Source organism: Rhizobium sp. CC1099 (genome assembly GCF_029714385.1).
Taxonomy (GTDB): domain Bacteria; phylum Pseudomonadota; class Alphaproteobacteria; order Rhizobiales; family Rhizobiaceae; genus Rhizobium.
The window spans coordinates 257,047-270,994 of record NZ_CP121641.1 but is presented as its reverse complement, the minus strand read 5'-3'; the positions used below and the strand labels follow the sequence as shown (position 1 = coordinate 270,994).

At 58.0% G+C, this 13,948-nt stretch carries 20 protein-coding genes and 2 tRNA genes; 6 read left to right on the top strand and 16 right to left on the bottom strand.

Features of this window, described 5'->3' with window-relative positions; genetic code table 11:
* Nucleotides 1-959: 959 nt before the first annotated feature.
* From QA644_RS01360 to QA644_RS01340, 5 genes are all read right to left on the bottom strand, one after another.
* Nucleotides 960-2,123: an AAA family ATPase gene (locus QA644_RS01360; protein ID WP_283070723.1), complete on the bottom strand. Its 1,164-nt coding sequence runs from the start codon at nucleotides 2,121-2,123 to the stop codon at nucleotides 960-962.
* 208 nt (nucleotides 2,124-2,331) lie between these two features.
* Complete coding sequence (locus tag QA644_RS01355) at nucleotides 2,332-2,490, bottom strand: hypothetical protein (RefSeq protein ID WP_283070721.1); 159 nt, start codon at nucleotides 2,488-2,490, stop codon at nucleotides 2,332-2,334.
* 116 nt (nucleotides 2,491-2,606) lie between these two features.
* The gene (locus tag QA644_RS01350; RefSeq protein WP_283070719.1) at nucleotides 2,607-2,927 is read right to left on the bottom strand and encodes a hypothetical protein; all 321 of its coding nucleotides are present in this window, start codon (nucleotides 2,925-2,927) and stop codon (nucleotides 2,607-2,609) included.
* A 189-nt stretch (nucleotides 2,928-3,116) separates the two neighbouring features.
* Nucleotides 3,117-3,341, bottom strand: coding sequence for a hypothetical protein (locus QA644_RS01345; RefSeq protein WP_283070717.1), 225 nt, complete (start codon nucleotides 3,339-3,341; stop codon nucleotides 3,117-3,119).
* A gap of 17 nt (nucleotides 3,342-3,358) precedes the next feature.
* On the bottom strand, nucleotides 3,359-3,661 hold the full coding sequence (locus QA644_RS01340; RefSeq protein ID WP_283070715.1) for a hypothetical protein: 303 nt from the start codon (nucleotides 3,659-3,661) through the stop codon (nucleotides 3,359-3,361).
* Between the two features lie 584 nt (nucleotides 3,662-4,245).
* Between QA644_RS01340 and QA644_RS01335 the strand changes: the two genes are divergently transcribed.
* Complete coding sequence (locus QA644_RS01335; RefSeq protein WP_283070714.1) at nucleotides 4,246-5,502, top strand: site-specific integrase; 1,257 nt, start codon at nucleotides 4,246-4,248, stop codon at nucleotides 5,500-5,502.
* A gap of 99 nt (nucleotides 5,503-5,601) precedes the next feature.
* Here the strand turns inward: QA644_RS01335 and QA644_RS01330 are convergent.
* From QA644_RS01330 to QA644_RS01285, 10 genes are all read right to left on the bottom strand, one after another.
* Nucleotides 5,602-5,677, bottom strand: a tRNA-Phe gene (locus tag QA644_RS01330).
* A gap of 179 nt (nucleotides 5,678-5,856) precedes the next feature.
* Entirely contained in the window at nucleotides 5,857-6,066 is a 210-nt protein-coding gene (gene yacG, locus QA644_RS01325) for a DNA gyrase inhibitor YacG (RefSeq protein WP_239595609.1), read from the bottom strand.
* An 18-nt stretch (nucleotides 6,067-6,084) separates the two neighbouring features.
* Nucleotides 6,085-6,705 carry a Maf-like protein gene (locus QA644_RS01320; protein ID WP_022718246.1) on the bottom strand — a complete coding sequence of 207 codons (621 nt, stop codon included), beginning with the start codon at nucleotides 6,703-6,705 and terminating at the stop codon, nucleotides 6,085-6,087.
* 46 nt (nucleotides 6,706-6,751) lie between these two features.
* On the bottom strand, nucleotides 6,752-6,970 hold the full coding sequence (infA, locus tag QA644_RS01315; protein ID WP_003545338.1) for a translation initiation factor IF-1: 219 nt from the start codon (nucleotides 6,968-6,970) through the stop codon (nucleotides 6,752-6,754).
* Nucleotides 6,971-7,089: 119 nt separating this feature from the next.
* Nucleotides 7,090-7,566: a low molecular weight phosphatase family protein gene (locus tag QA644_RS01310; RefSeq protein ID WP_283070712.1), complete on the bottom strand. Its 477-nt coding sequence runs from the start codon at nucleotides 7,564-7,566 to the stop codon at nucleotides 7,090-7,092.
* 5 nt (nucleotides 7,567-7,571) lie between these two features.
* Nucleotides 7,572-8,045, bottom strand: a complete 474-nt coding sequence (locus tag QA644_RS01305) for a UPF0262 family protein (RefSeq protein ID WP_074066604.1) — start codon at nucleotides 8,043-8,045, stop codon at nucleotides 7,572-7,574.
* A gap of 3 nt (nucleotides 8,046-8,048) precedes the next feature.
* Nucleotides 8,049-9,347 (bottom strand): histidinol dehydrogenase, encoded by a 1,299-nt coding sequence (hisD, locus tag QA644_RS01300; protein ID WP_239595611.1) that lies wholly within the window; start codon nucleotides 9,345-9,347, stop codon nucleotides 8,049-8,051.
* A 37-nt stretch (nucleotides 9,348-9,384) separates the two neighbouring features.
* Nucleotides 9,385-9,822 (bottom strand): DUF2948 family protein, encoded by a 438-nt coding sequence (locus QA644_RS01295; protein WP_283070711.1) that lies wholly within the window; start codon nucleotides 9,820-9,822, stop codon nucleotides 9,385-9,387.
* Nucleotides 9,823-9,939: 117 nt separating this feature from the next.
* A complete protein-coding gene (murA, locus tag QA644_RS01290; RefSeq protein WP_194728912.1) occupies nucleotides 9,940-11,232 on the bottom strand; it encodes a UDP-N-acetylglucosamine 1-carboxyvinyltransferase in 1,293 nt (430 codons plus the stop codon).
* Between the two features lie 105 nt (nucleotides 11,233-11,337).
* A complete protein-coding gene (locus QA644_RS01285) occupies nucleotides 11,338-11,532 on the bottom strand; it encodes a hypothetical protein (protein ID WP_039843891.1) in 195 nt (64 codons plus the stop codon).
* 152 nt (nucleotides 11,533-11,684) lie between these two features.
* Between QA644_RS01285 and QA644_RS01280 the strand changes: the two genes are divergently transcribed.
* The 3 genes from QA644_RS01280 (at nucleotide 11,685) to QA644_RS01270 (ending at nucleotide 12,727) form a co-directional block, all read left to right on the top strand.
* A tRNA-Thr gene (locus QA644_RS01280) sits at nucleotides 11,685-11,759 on the top strand.
* Nucleotides 11,760-11,891: 132 nt separating this feature from the next.
* Entirely contained in the window at nucleotides 11,892-12,230 is a 339-nt protein-coding gene (locus QA644_RS01275) for a hypothetical protein (protein ID WP_239595614.1), read from the top strand.
* A gap of 254 nt (nucleotides 12,231-12,484) precedes the next feature.
* Nucleotides 12,485-12,727 carry a DUF982 domain-containing protein gene (locus QA644_RS01270; protein ID WP_074066600.1) on the top strand — a complete coding sequence of 81 codons (243 nt, stop codon included), beginning with the start codon at nucleotides 12,485-12,487 and terminating at the stop codon, nucleotides 12,725-12,727.
* 233 nt (nucleotides 12,728-12,960) lie between these two features.
* On the opposite strand, the gene QA644_RS01265 is transcribed toward QA644_RS01270, so the two are convergent.
* Nucleotides 12,961-13,221, bottom strand: coding sequence for a hypothetical protein (locus QA644_RS01265; protein ID WP_074066599.1), 261 nt, complete (start codon nucleotides 13,219-13,221; stop codon nucleotides 12,961-12,963).
* A gap of 162 nt (nucleotides 13,222-13,383) precedes the next feature.
* Between QA644_RS01265 and QA644_RS01260 the strand changes: the two genes are divergently transcribed.
* Together QA644_RS01260 and QA644_RS01255 are read left to right on the top strand one after the other, a co-directional pair.
* Nucleotides 13,384-13,521 (top strand): hypothetical protein, encoded by a 138-nt coding sequence (locus QA644_RS01260; protein WP_283070710.1) that lies wholly within the window; start codon nucleotides 13,384-13,386, stop codon nucleotides 13,519-13,521.
* A 160-nt stretch (nucleotides 13,522-13,681) separates the two neighbouring features.
* The gene (locus QA644_RS01255) at nucleotides 13,682-13,945 is read left to right on the top strand and encodes a hypothetical protein (RefSeq protein WP_283072430.1); all 264 of its coding nucleotides are present in this window, start codon (nucleotides 13,682-13,684) and stop codon (nucleotides 13,943-13,945) included.
* Nucleotides 13,946-13,948 lie beyond the last annotated feature (3 nt).

The following is a 13,948-nucleotide window of genomic DNA, read 5'->3' as shown; positions in this document are numbered from 1 at the left end:
GGTTGTGTTAGCGTCCTCGTCCAAGTCGACTGCCATTGCCAGCCGATACGCAGGAACTGCAGAATTTACCGCGACAAAACCTGCGGACATTCCTCCGCAGCCTGAAAAAAAATCGAATACGTCGATTCCGCCATTGGGTTTTAAAAGGTCTCGGATGCGCCAATCGGATGTATGTCCAGCTTCAAAGGCCAGTAATGATTGCCACACGCCTGCCACATGAATAAATACCTACAACTAAATCAATCGTTTAGAACATGAGTTGCTGATATCCTATCCGCTGGTCTAAGTCTATTCAGTGCCCTCGACGCAAGAGCGTCGGCGTCAATTGGCAGGCACGCATACCCCCACCCTCCTTTTTGGCATGGTTCGAGGGCCACCCTTGTCCGTCGCGAGTATGCCCCTTGCTAACCACATGATATCATTGGGCAATGCATAGGGGTCTTTTTTGGCGGGTGTTTTCCAGCGGGGGCTTCCAAGGCTTTTATTCCCATAGGCGGGGGGTGGGTCGCCTCGACCTACGCACATGGGGGCAATAGCCGTTTCGGCACTTTTTGAATTCTGGGACTACTGCAACCTATAAGTGCTACAACCTCCTTACCTATCCTATTGTCGTCTCCGGGGGGGCGGTTGTCGCAATGCAGCAGTGTGCGCGGCCATCGCGCCGACTTGGGACCCCCGGTCCTTGACTGCCCTCGCAGGGCGCTTCCCTTCGGTCGCTGCGCCGCCCTCTACGGAGGGCTGCTCCGCTAAGCTTATGCCCCCGCTCGGAGCCGTCAACCTGCGGTACGGACCTCCCCAAGATCGTCGCTCGGCCTTTGTTTTGGTGGCGGGACATCGGGGACAAACTAGGGACATTGTCTCTTTTGTACCTGAGCATACTGAAAGGGGACATTAGGGACACACATCTATAGATGTGTCCCTATGTCCCTGTAGCTGCCCCTGCCGGAAAAGACTGGAAATCAGGCATTCTTCGCCAAGACGTACATGCCATCGCGACGCGTCAATTGTCCCTTTCCGTCAAGCCCCTTCTTGGCTCGGTCGAAACGCTTCTTGTGGGCTTCAAATGTCGGCGGCGGCACCTCCCCTGCCTTCCATTCCGTATAGCAAGCCTGCCGCCACTTTTGTTCGGAGCATTCGCCGTCGCGCTGTTCGATCTGGCGATGAAGGATATTCAGGGCGCTGTCTTCGGATTTGGTCAGTTCCTGTTTATCGCCGGTCGCGTCGTCGCCCTCCATGGGAACAACCACAGGAGCCGGAACGTCCTTCCCCTGCTTGTCCGTCGTGATCACCACGCTCTCAAGTGCAAAGCGCACTTTCATTTCTGCCAGATCGTTGGAACCGTCGCATTCCACCTCGAAACAGTTGTTGCCCAATTGCTTGACCAGAAAACTCGCGTCCACAGAAGCGTCAAGATCAATCGCGCCCTTGCCCCGGCTGCCGTCTGCTTGGCCGGTATGGTGGATGACCGTGACGTGCGGGCTGCCGGTCATTGCGTGGATGATTTGGTCGCAGGATTGTATGAATTTTGCCATATCCTGGCTGTCGTTCTGGTTGCCGCCGCCGAAGGTGCGGCTCAGCGTGTCGATGATGATCCAAGCAGGGGTCAGACCCTTGTCGCTCGCGGCCTCGTTAATCTCTGTTGCCAGTTGCTCGGCAACTTTGCTGTCTAACAGATTGATCTTTCGACCGCCGACGACGGCGAGCGGCACGAAATCCTTCAGGTCATGGTGTATCTGAAAAGCGCGCATGCGCCGCTTGGTCAAATCCTTCCTCTCAGCGGCGACGTAGACCACGAAGCCCTGCTTCACTCTCCTGCCATGCCAAGGCATGCCAGCCGCCACATGGCAGGCCATATCGGTCATGATGATTGACTTACCTGCTCCGGGTTTTCCGTAGATGGTCGTGAACTCGCCCTTGCCAAAAGCATCGTCTATGAGCCATTCCTTGATCAGGCTCTCATCCTCGAAATCGTTAAACCATTCGAATGTAAATCGCTCGCGGCCCGACGTTGCCCGCTGACCCGCGTTCGAGGCGTCGGATGATGTCCTAGACCTGCCATTGCCTCGAATTCGCGTGGTGGCCTTCTGAGGCTGTTTTTCATGAGGGTTTGTGCTATTAGCCATGTCGCCGGTCTCTTGCTCAGGTGGTTGGCAAAAAGTTCCACGAGGACGGCGGAGTCAGGACCATTCCTCGCGGGATCTGACCGAAAGAGGGAGCTAAGCTCTCAGGCCAGGACCGACCGAAGGCGCTGGAGGAGACCCGCAGTCAGTCAAAGCGGAAGAAGAAGCAAGGACGCGTCCGGCGTCAAAGCGCCAAGCCCCTTCCAAAGGTTCAAGCAGCTTTCAGCGCCTCCAATACCTGCTCTTTTAAAGCGCCGTCCACGCATTGGGAGACGGCGATTAAGATCGCGGCATCGACGAGTTGCGGTCGATATTCGTACTTCTTGACAAGCTGCTCCCTCCACTCAAGAAACTCTTCAGTGTCGGTCACGATTGCCTTCTGTAGATCGTTCATTTCGACATTGCTTTTGGGCGGGATCGCCCCTTGCCTTACCTCGCTTTTGTTCCCTCCCCTCCGCCGCGCTTGCGGGCGCGGCATTGGTGCGGTTATTCGGTCTTGCCGATATTTCCGTCCGTGTACCAATCCTTCACTTGTTGCGTACCTTCGAACCTGATCGGTGATCCGGGGAGCTCGTATCGTTGCGACAATTCGTTGTGGACGAAGCGGTCGCGGCGCGTTCCGTTTACTGTGATCGGGACAGGGTCGGCACATCGATACCCGCCATCGCCATCGGTCTGGATGAGCCATGCGATGACCGGCATGTTGCAGACCTTGCTGACTGTGTCGCCGGTCCAAACAGGCTCCACCACGCAGTAGTTGTCATGGGCAGGGACGACGTATTCGTGGTATCCTTCGATGGTACTCATGGTCGGTTCTCCGGGTTGCTATTGCGTTAGCTTTGACTTACGCACCATGCTTTTGACGGTGCGGCTGCTTGACATTCGCCTCGAACAGGGATTGTCAGCAGAGCATGCGCTACCGGCTCGCTGCGGTGCTTCTCCTGCACTTCTGGCTTGTAGCCCTCAGCTTCAGCACTGGGGGCTTTTTTCATTCCGTCACTTTCCCTTCGCCCATTCCAGCAAAGCTGTGCGGCTGGCGATATAAGTGCGCCCGACCTTCTTGACCGGAATGCCATTCAGTTCTCGCGTTTCCAGCACGTAGAACGTCTTACGGCGATTGGACTTGTTGCCGGGATCGAGGCCGATCACGCGGCCAATCTCGTCTGCTCCCCAAACGATATCCGGGTCAGTAACGACTTGTTGCAGTGCGGCGGTGTTCATTTGGGGTTCTCCGCAAGTTAAGTCTTACCAATCCCACCATTCGCGGTGGGGCAGGCAACGGTTGTGAGTTTGAGTCCGACTTCGTCGTCTTTGTCTTCGAAGATTATTTCGGCATATCCCGCACTTTCAGCGTCATCTTCATCCGGGTCATATTCAACTCGGTGAAAGCTTTGAACATGGCAGCGTTTGATTAGCTCGTGCGGGAGACCAGCAAGAAATTCTCCAACGTCGTCCTCATTGACTACGAGGATGAACTGCGCCACTTCATCGGCTAGCGCATGTCGCTTTGAACCTCTTGATTTCGCTTCATTTTTGGTCATTTGGCATTGCCTTTCTTTGTTTGAGCACTCACTTCTTGCGCGTTTGTTATTAGGTTCACTATGCGCCTTTTCGAAATCGATCGCAACCATGGGTTTGCATGTGGTATGAATATATCGTCCTAGTGGTAAAACCATAATTTGCTGGTTTTTCATGTGGGATGAATTGATCGCTGCTCGAACCATGGTTGCAAGTTTGCACTCAGTGCAGACACCGTGCGTCATTTGGATTGAGTTTCGGCGGTTCATTTGAACCAATCGGATGTCGCCGCGCGTCGAGACTTGGGGTGCTCTTGGGTAGGACCGTACCCCGCAGGGGTTGACGGCGAGCAGGCGGGCTAGCGTTGAGCAAGCGAGGCCCCCATAGGGGCCGGAGCGCAGCGACCGAAGGAGCGACCCGCCCCGCAAGCAGTCAAGGTCCGAGGGTCCCAAGGCACCCCTTTATTTTAGCTTGAGCTAAATAATCAGCGACAAGCGGATATCCCCCCTGATATAATCCATGCCACACGAAAGAATGGAGGATACGAGGATGTATACGGTGAGGTGCGTCCGTCTCGAAGACGGAACAAAGCTCTTAAAATTGATTGATGGCGAGCGCTGAAACCATGTCCAAAGTTCACAAAAGGAAATGGATCACGTCAAAAGGCGAACCGCGCGAAGCATGGGAAGTCGATTATTTCGCCTATGACCCCGAGACGAAGAAAATGCGTCGTCGCCACAAGAACTTTCCCACAAAAAGGGAGGCAACAGCTTGGTGGGAGGATAATGTCAAAGGCGTTCGGGAAAAGACGCATGTGCCCGATAGCCAGTCCATCACGGTATCGGATATGGCTGATATCTGGATTACGGCTGTGACTGTTGGCCGGGGAGAAAGGGGCCCCGCCGAAGCTTCGACCCTCCGTCAGTACAACTACCATAAAGACCTCTATATCGTGCCGACCTTGGGCCACCTGAAGCTCTGCGATCTAACGCAGGCCGTTATCCTCGACTTCAAGGCGAAGCTCTTAGCGGGCCATAGCCGCTCTCTGGCAAGGAAGGTCATGACCTCGCTCAAGGGCATATTGAACGAGGCCGTGACGCAACAGAAGGTGGCTGTAAACGTCGCCCGTGAAGTTTCCATAGGTAAGGACAAGCGCGATATCACAAAGGCAAAGGTTCCAGCCTTGGAGCATATCCGCCTGATCCTGGCCGAACTCGACACCCTCCTCGCTCAGCCGAATGTCCAAAGAGCTAAGGCATGGAGGCGGTATCGGGCCATCATCGCCACGGCGATACATACCGGCATGCGAGCGTCTGAAGTTCGAGGCCTGCCATGGGGGGCGGTCGATTTCGACGCAGGAAAAATCCATGTAAGGCAAAGAGCCGATGAAAACGGCGATGTGGCAGAAGTCACAAAGTCTGACGCGGGCTATAGAAGCATTCCAGTTCCAGCCAGCCTCCTGCAAATGCTCAAGCAGTGGAAGCTTGAGGCCGGAGGGCATTCGCTCGTCTTTGCCACCAAGTCTGGCGAACCTATGAGCCTTCCCAATATCTACAATCGAGCATGGAAGCCACTGCAAATCAGCCTCGGCCTAACCAGCCCCCTCCTCGATAGGAATGGCGATATCCAGAGGGACGACGACGGCAAACCCCTTGTGGAGCCGCTCTATAATTTCCATCTCCTCCGCCACTTCCATGCCTCGATGCTCATAACGGACAACGCCAATCCCAAGGAGGTCCAAAGTGAAATGGGCCACTCCGACATAAAAATCACCTACGACCTCTATGGGCACTTGTTCGTTGACGAAGAGTCGGACAAGCGCAGGCAGCAAAGGTCTGAAAGACTAGCGAATTTACTGGGTTAGGTGGCACATGGCGTGGGCGGATTTGCCACATGAATGCCACATGGAGCCGGAAGTGTTTCGGCTCCATTTTTTCATCCAATTGAATTTGCTGGATTTTTATGGTGCCCAGAGCCGGAATCGAACCAGCGACACGCGGATTTTCAATCCGCTGCTCTACCAACTGAGCTATCTGGGCATCCGTGCTTCGCAGAACATTCTTCGTTGAAAGAAGTGCGGGGCCTTGGTTCGCCCCGGAAGCGAGCGGGGTTATAGCATCTTGTCCGGCCATGGCAAGCAGCAAATGACAGTTTTTTGCCAACCGGGGACATTTTGCGGATTCACAAGCAAATTGAAGGGGTTCGCTGTGGATTTTCGCTACTTTTCGTCGTCGTAGTCCGCCTTCTTCTCGTCTTCGGCAACCGGAATGGCATAGGCGCCGTTCAGCCAGCGGGAGAGGTCGACCTCGCGGCACCGGTTCGAACAGAAAGGGTAGTGATCGCGGTGCGAGGGCTTGCCGCATTCCGGGCAAGGGCGCGTCTTGCGCAGCGGTTCGACCTTGGCGGTGGTTTTATTCTCTTCGGGCACGGTGATCTTCCTCCGGGCTCAGCCCTCAGGCCACCGGCTATGCACGTCGAAGCCTTCGCCGGTCAGCAGCAGGATTGTTTCATAAAGCGGCAGGCCGACGACATTGGTATAGGAGCCCACCATTTTCTGCACGAAGCTGCCGGCCAGCCCCTGGATGCCATAGGCACCCGCCTTGCCGCGCCACTGGCCAGAGGCAAGATAGTTCTCGATCTCGAAACCGGAAAGCCGCTTGAAGCGCACTTTCGTCTCGGCGATCTTCTGGCGGATCTTGCGGTCGGGCGTCACCAGGCAGACGCCGGTATAGACCCAGTGGCTGCGGCCGGAAAGCAGATGCAGCGAGGCGGAAGCCTCGTCGGCGAACTCGGCCTTGCCGAGAATGCGGCGGCCGACGGCAACCACAGTGTCGGCAGCAAGGATATAGCTGCCCTTCCAGGCCATGTCGCTCTTGATCGCGGCAAGGGCCGCTTCGGCCTTTTCCGTCGAAAGGCGCCGGGCAAGCGAACGGGGATGCTCGGATTTCCTCGGCGTCTCGTCGATATCCATCGGCATCAGGCGCGAGGGCTCGATGCCTGCCTGGTTGAGCAGGTCGACACGGCGCGGCGAGCCGGAAGCCAGAATGAGCTTGTATGTGAGCGCCATGGACCCTCGACCGGAAACGGAAGCCCTTGAGGCTTCCGGGCCAAGCCTATTTGAAACGATAGGTGATGCGGCCCTTCGTGAGATCGTAAGGCGTCATTTCCACAAGAACCTTGTCGCCGGCGAGAACGCGGATGCGGTTCTTGCGCATGCGGCCCGCCGTGTGGGCGATGATTTCGTGCTCGTTTTCGAGCTTCACGCGAAAGGTCGCGTTCGGCAGAAGTTCGGTCACAATACCCGGGAATTCGAGGACTTCTTCTTTAGGCATATAAAGGTTTTCTTCCTGTCGGTTGAGATGACGGCATTGGCCGCCTTAAAATTTTCGCGGAAACTACACAATCAGGGGTCATTTGTGAACCTTGTTGATCGGGCTTTCTTCCTTTTGTTTCACGCCGATTGCGCGGCGACGCCATTTTTCCTGACGAGCCGTGTTTCGATGAGCATCTCAAGGTGATCACGCACCTCACGGTAGGCGTCCAGAATCTGCTCGCGGGTCCCGGTTGTGACCGTCGGATCCATCGTCGGCCAATAGATCACGTCGACGGCACTCGACCGCGTCAGTTCCAGTGCGGCGTGATGGGCCTGCGGCGAGAGCGTGATGATCAGATCGAAGTAGTCATCCTCGAGTTCGTCAAGCGTCTGAGGCTGGCGACGCCCGAGCGAAAGGCCGATTTCATCGAGCACGACATCGACAAAGGGGTCGCGCTCGCCGGCGCGAACGCCTGCGGAACGTATATAGGTGTTCCTGGGCAGGATGCTACGGGCGATCACTTCGGCGATCGGCGAGCGGATGGCGTTCAACCCGCACATGAAGAGAATCGCGCCGGGCGCCTTTCCTTCTGCCGTGGTCGGAGCCGGCGCCATCGCCGTCATCCGCGCCAGTAGAGCACGCAGACGAGCGTGAAGATGCGGCGCGCTGTGTCGAAATCGACCTCGATCTTGCCGGCAAGCCGGTCCTTCAATGTCTGCGAGCCCTCGTTGTGGATGCCGCGCCGTCCCATATCGATCGCCTCGATGCGGCTTGGCGAGGCAGAGCGGATCGCCTCGTAATAGCTTTCGCAGATCATGAAATAGTCCTTCACGAGCCGGCGGAAGGGGGTCAGTGACAGGATATGGGTCGCAACATTCCGTCCGTCTTCCGTGGTGATCGCAAAGACGAGCTTGGAATCGACCAGCGAAATCTTCAGCCGGTAGGGTCCGCCGCTGTGGCCGACTGGCTCGAAGCTGTTTTCCTCGATGAGATCGAAGATCGCGACGGCGCGCTCGTGCTCGACATCAGGCGTCGAACGGCCGATCGTATCGTCAAGGACGATATCTGAGAGCCGGAAGTCGCCCTTCGCCATGCCTCACCTTTCGAGATTGAGACGGATCGCGACCGATCGCGCATGGGCGTCGAGGCCTTCGCAGACCGCGAGGGCGATCGCCGCCGGACCGAGATCGCGAAGTTGCTGCGGACCGAGCCGGAGGATCGAGGTGCGCTTGACGAAGTCGAGCACGGAAAGGCCGGAGGAGAAGCGGGCAGAGCGCGCGGTTGGCAGGACATGGTTCGAGCCGCCGACATAATCGCCGATCACTTCCGGCGTATAGGCGCCGATGAAGATCGCGCCGGCATTGCGGATTCCGTCGAGCAGCGCATCCGGATCGGCAACCGCGAGCTCCAGATGCTCGGCGGCGATGCGGTTGGCAAGCGGTATCGCATCCTTCAGGTCCTTCACCAGGATGACCGCACCGAAATCCCGCCAGCTGCGGGCGGCGGTTTCCGCACGGTTCAAAGTCTTCAGCTGCCGCTCGACGGCGACTTCCACGGCCTTGCCGAATTCGGCGTTATCGGTGACCAGGATCGCCTGGGCACTTGCATCATGTTCGGCCTGGGCCAGAAGGTCGGCGGCGATCCAGTCCGGGTTGTTATCCTTGTCTGCGATCACCAGCACTTCCGACGGCCCGGCGATCATGTCGATGCCGACCGTGCCGAAGACCTGGCGCTTGGCGGCGGCAACATAGGCGTTGCCCGGGCCGGTGATCTTTGCGACCGGTGCGATCGTCTCCGTGCCGTAGGCGAGCGCGGCAATAGCCTGCGCACCGCTGACACGGTAGATTTCCGAAACACCGGCAAGCTTGGCCGCAGCAAGTACGGCCGGATTGACCTCACCGCCCGTTGCCGGCACCGCAATGACGATGCGCTCGACGCCTGCGACCTTTGCCGGCACCGCATTCATCAGCACCGAGCTCGGATAGCTTGCTGTGCCGCCCGGCACGTAGAGGCCGACCGCCTCGATCGCCGTCCAGCGCGAGCCGAGCCCGACGCCCATGGCGTCCTCGTAGATATCGTCCTTCGGCAGCTGGCGGCGATGATGGGATTCGATACGGACAGCTGCAACCTTCAGCGCGCCGAGCACTTCGGAAGGCACTGCTTCCACCGCGGCATCGATTTCCGCTTCGGTCACGCGCATCGGCACATCGGCAAAATCGATGCCGTCGAATTTCTTGCAATATTCGGCGAGCGCTTCATCACCGCGGGCGCGCACGTCGTCGATGATCGTGCGCACGGCCGCGTTCACGTCTTCTGAAACTTCACGCTTGGTTGTCAAAAACGCGGCGAAGCGCTGCTCGAAACCGTCCGATGTCTGATCCAGCCAGATTGCCAACGCAGATATTCCTTCTCAATTCGACACGGGGACGTCTTCACGCACCGGGGTGGCGGGGCTTGGAGGCGGTTTCCCATGCCCCACCGATATCCGCAAGCTGCACTTCGATGCATTCGACGTCGAGGACGATCTCGGCTGCGCCGGCAAGCGTCAGCTCGATCGTGCCATCCGGCCCCTCGCCCTTCTGTTCGAAGCCGACGGACAGCAGGGACAGTACATCGTCCCGCCGCTCGCGGTCGATCCCGGTGGAGCGGACGGCCAGAACGCGCTTGAAGATCAGCACCGCCCGGTGGCGCTCAAAGCCCTTGCGCTTGTTGAGGGCATCTTCCCAGACAAAGCGGTTGGCGGCTATCGAAAACTGCCCGTCCCGCGGCGACCAGGCCATGTCCCCGACCTTGAAGGCGCTGTCCTGCATATGGGCGGAGACCACGGAAAGGTCTTCGCTATCGAGCGCAAGAAGCTTCAAATCGGTCATGCAGGCAAAACCCCTGGGTCCATTGCGCACCGCCGGGATGGCGATGCGTTCGACAAGGGAAATAGGATGCCGCGGCTAAATGCGCAACCGGAATAAAGGGCGTAGAACCTCCCTTGCCTATTCGCTGACGCGCTCGACGATCGCGCCGCAGCGGGTGAGCTTTTCTTCCAGCCGCTCGAAGCCGCGATCGAGGTGATAGACGCGCGACACCATGGTCTCGCCTTCGGCGGCAAGACCGGCGATCACCAGCGAAACGGAAGCACGAAGGTCCGTTGCCATCACCGGAGCGCCCTTCAGCCGCGGCACGCCCTCGATCTTCGCCGTCTGGCCGGAAAGCGAAATCTTCGCGCCGAGGCGGGCAAGCTCCTGCACATGCATGAAGCGGTTTTCGAAGATGGTTTCCGTCACATGCGAAATGCCGGAGGAGCGCGTCATCAGTGCCATGAACTGCGCCTGCAGATCCGTCGGGAAGCCGGGGAACGGATCGGTCACGACATCGACCGGCCTGATGCCGGCACCATTGCGCCTGACGCGCACGCCGTTGTTGGTCGGCGAGATTTCCGCACCGGCACGGCGGAGGGTCTCGAATGCCGTTTCGAGCAGAGCTGCATCGGTGTTTTCCAGAACGACGTCGCCACCGGTCATCGCGACGGCCATGGCATAGGTGCCGGTCTCGATGCGGTCCGGCAGGACGCGGTGGCGCGCGCCGGAAAGCGACTGCACGCCTTCGATGGTGATCGTCGAGGTGCCCTGGCCAGAAATCTTCGCGCCCATGGCGTTCAGGCAGTTGGCGAGGTCGACGACTTCCGGTTCGCGGGCGGCATTGCCGATGACCGTGGTGCCCCGGGCGAGCGTTGCCGCCATCATCATTACATGGGTCGCACCGACGGAAACTTTCGGGAAAGTGTAGCGCGTGCCGATCAGGCCTCCGTTCGGCGCCGTCGCGTTGATATAGCCGCTGTCGATTTCGAGGTTTGCGCCGAGCGCTGCAAGTCCTTCGAGAAAGAGATCCACCGGACGCGTGCCGATGGCGCAGCCGCCCGGCAAAGAGACGCGGCAGTGGCCTTCGCGCGCGAGCAGCGGTCCGATGACCCAGAAGGAAGCGCGCATCTTCGAGACCAGCTCATAGGGCGCGGTCGTATCGACGATGGTGCGGCAGGTGAAGTGGATCGTGCGTGCATAGGAGTCTTCCTGGCGCTCGCGGCGGCCGTTGACGGCAACGTCGACACCATGATTGCCGAGGATGCGCATCAAAAGTTCGACATCTGCCAGATGAGGGACGTTTTCGAGCGTCAAGGTATCGCTGGTCAAAAGCGAGGCGATCATCAGCGGCAAGGCAGCATTCTTGGCGCCGGAAATCGGAATGATGCCATTGAGCTCATTACCGCCGACAATTCTGATACGATCCATATGGGCTTACGGGCTGTGCCCGCCTTTCTGAAAGTTCTGCCTTTAAAAGGGATGGGGGTCTTTAGACGAATTCCGGGCACGCTTCAATTCGCCGTGAACCGAACATTACGATTCGTCCATTTTTGCGGCAGGAAGCCCATTTGTCTCGTCCGCCTGGCCGGAGCGGCGCGCCCGTGTCTGCTGTTTGCGGCGGGCGAGATTTTCGCGAAGCTTTTCGGCAGCGCGTTCGCGGCGCAGTTTCGCCTGTTCTTCGATCACTGCCTTGCGGCCCTTTGCGGCATTTTCGATCTTGTCGTCCATGCTTGATGTTTAGCGGATTCCGCCTCACGCAAAAAGGGCCTTGGCCTTAATACATGCGAAGTTGGAATTTGCGGCTTGCGCTTATCAAGAAGCTGTGGCAATAGGCCCCCCGTTCACGCAATGCAGCCGTCCGGCTCATGCGTCCTGGTCCTGCTGCCGTAGCTCAGTGGTAGAGCACACCCTTGGTAAGGGTGAGGTCGGTGGTTCAATCCCACTCGGCAGCACCAGTTTTCCGGTAAAGCGCCATTTTCGTGATCCGTCTCATGGTGACGCGTGGTCACAGCTTTCGCTCAACTCCTTGTGATCGAACCATCTCCCACGGACTGCGGTTCTATGAACAGACAATGGAGGATGCCCTCATGTTTATTCGTTTTATCGCGAGTTCGATCGTGGCGGTTGCCGTCGCAACCACTGCTCTCGCACAAACGACCGGCACCCAAGGAGGGTCCGGTGGTGGAACGACGATAGCTCCCACTCCCAACAATACCGGCTCGGGCACGACCCGCACGGATCCCGGCATCACCAACAGCACGATCAATTCCGGTGCCGTCGATCTGAACAGGAGCGGCAGCACGATCAACCCAAGCGGCGTCAACCCTGCGATCCCGTCATCGCCTGCCTGCACGAATGCAGCGGGGCAGCAGGACGACGCGGCAACCGGGACCTCCGGGCTCGGCTGCCCGCCACTTCCTCGATAAGGTCGCGAGACGTCCATCTGGTTTTAAGAGCGCCCTGAGTGCAAAAGCGAGCGGTCACCTGGCAGGCGTGACCGGCTCGCCGGCATCATTTCTGCCAAAAAATTCAATCCTCCGTCGCATCTTGCGCATCTGCCGCGATCGACCTGATTGCCGGCGACAAATATCCCGCTAATATATCCGTGTGCACGGTCCTTGTTAGGGGAACGCAAAGGGCTGGATGCGCGTTTTGGCGTAAACACTGGAGGAATACGCCTATGGCAACGGAAAGATGGGGAAATCCGGTCAAAGTCGGCTTCGAAAACGCCGATGCGCGAACCGTGAACGGCCCGTTCGATGCATTGAAATGTCTTACCGATCTTTGGCCCGCAAACCGCGGGCTTCGTTATCTTAAGGCCCGCAGTGCCTGCCGCGCGGCGCTCGATGGACGCAAGACCGCCGAGGAGGCCCGCGCCGAGTTTCTGGCGGCGGCGGAAGAAGCCAAGCTGAAGCTGCACTGACGGGTGCACTACGGGCCGACTGTAATCGGAATTGCTGCCCTGTGCCGTTTAGGCATGGTTGTTCATTTTCATTTAACTGTAGAAGCAGGATAGGCTGGAAACCCGTTCCAAAGGCGTTGCACGCGAGCGCTGGCTACCCGTGAAATACCGCAGCCATCATGATTGGTCAGAGGCTCGTTCCCTCAGCCATGCGCAGGCGAGCCTTGTCCGGGCAGAATCCCCATAGTCTGCTTTCAGCAGTTGCTGTCGCTTTCTATCTCGAGATAGCCGACGCCGATGATGGTGCCGTCCGGAGCACGGATGAAGGATGGCAGATAATGCGCGTCGGCCGGCTCACAGGCAGGCGCGGCGGTATATTCATTGAGCGCAATCTGATCCTGCGGCAATGCCGAATAATAATCGATATCGGTTTTGAGTGAGGCGGATGCAGGTGTGGCAAATGCGGCGGATGCAACAAGAAGGGCGGCAGCGCCCAGACGGAATGTCGTCCTCATAACAGTCTCCGGCGTTGAATTCAGACGATCAAACACGTGAGATGCAGTTTTTGTTCCCACTTTTTCTTGCGCATTCTCGCGAGAATCTTTTGGAACTTTTCTTTCGCTTGAAAAAGTTTAATTGAATCGTCCCAAATCACGTTATCCGAAGTAGAAATTTCCATGAGAACACTGATGCTTGTCATTATTGCAGCGATGATCGCCTCGATTCTCAGTATCCTGGTGGTCAAACCTTTCGACAAGGGCGGGGGAAATGACGACACGCCACCGAAGACGATCCAGCAGCCAGAACCGAACTGACCGGTCGCCACCGCAGCAGTGGCTTTGACGCTCCAAAGCGGTTTTCCGTTGCATACCGGCACGCCAAGCTGATGGGCAATCAGGCATTGTCTTTGAAACCACCCTTGGCGTTCGGTAGCAGGTGGCCCATATGCAACGGATCGACAGCCGGGGTGGTTCAATGAAAGTGATCATTTCGGCAATTCTCGCGGCGGTTCTGCTGTGCGCCTGCACATCCTCCGGCGCATCGGAGCCCACGCCCATTCCCGGCAGCTTGACCTATGGCGGGCAGCCGCGAACCAAACTGACAAAATCACCCGTCGGCAGCGCCGTTTACAACAATTTCTACAATTCAAGCGGCAACCGGGTGCGGGAAACCTACATTCTCCAGCCAGATCGGAGCTTGAAACTCATGCGGCAGGAAGTGGTGTCCGGCGTTCACTAAAGC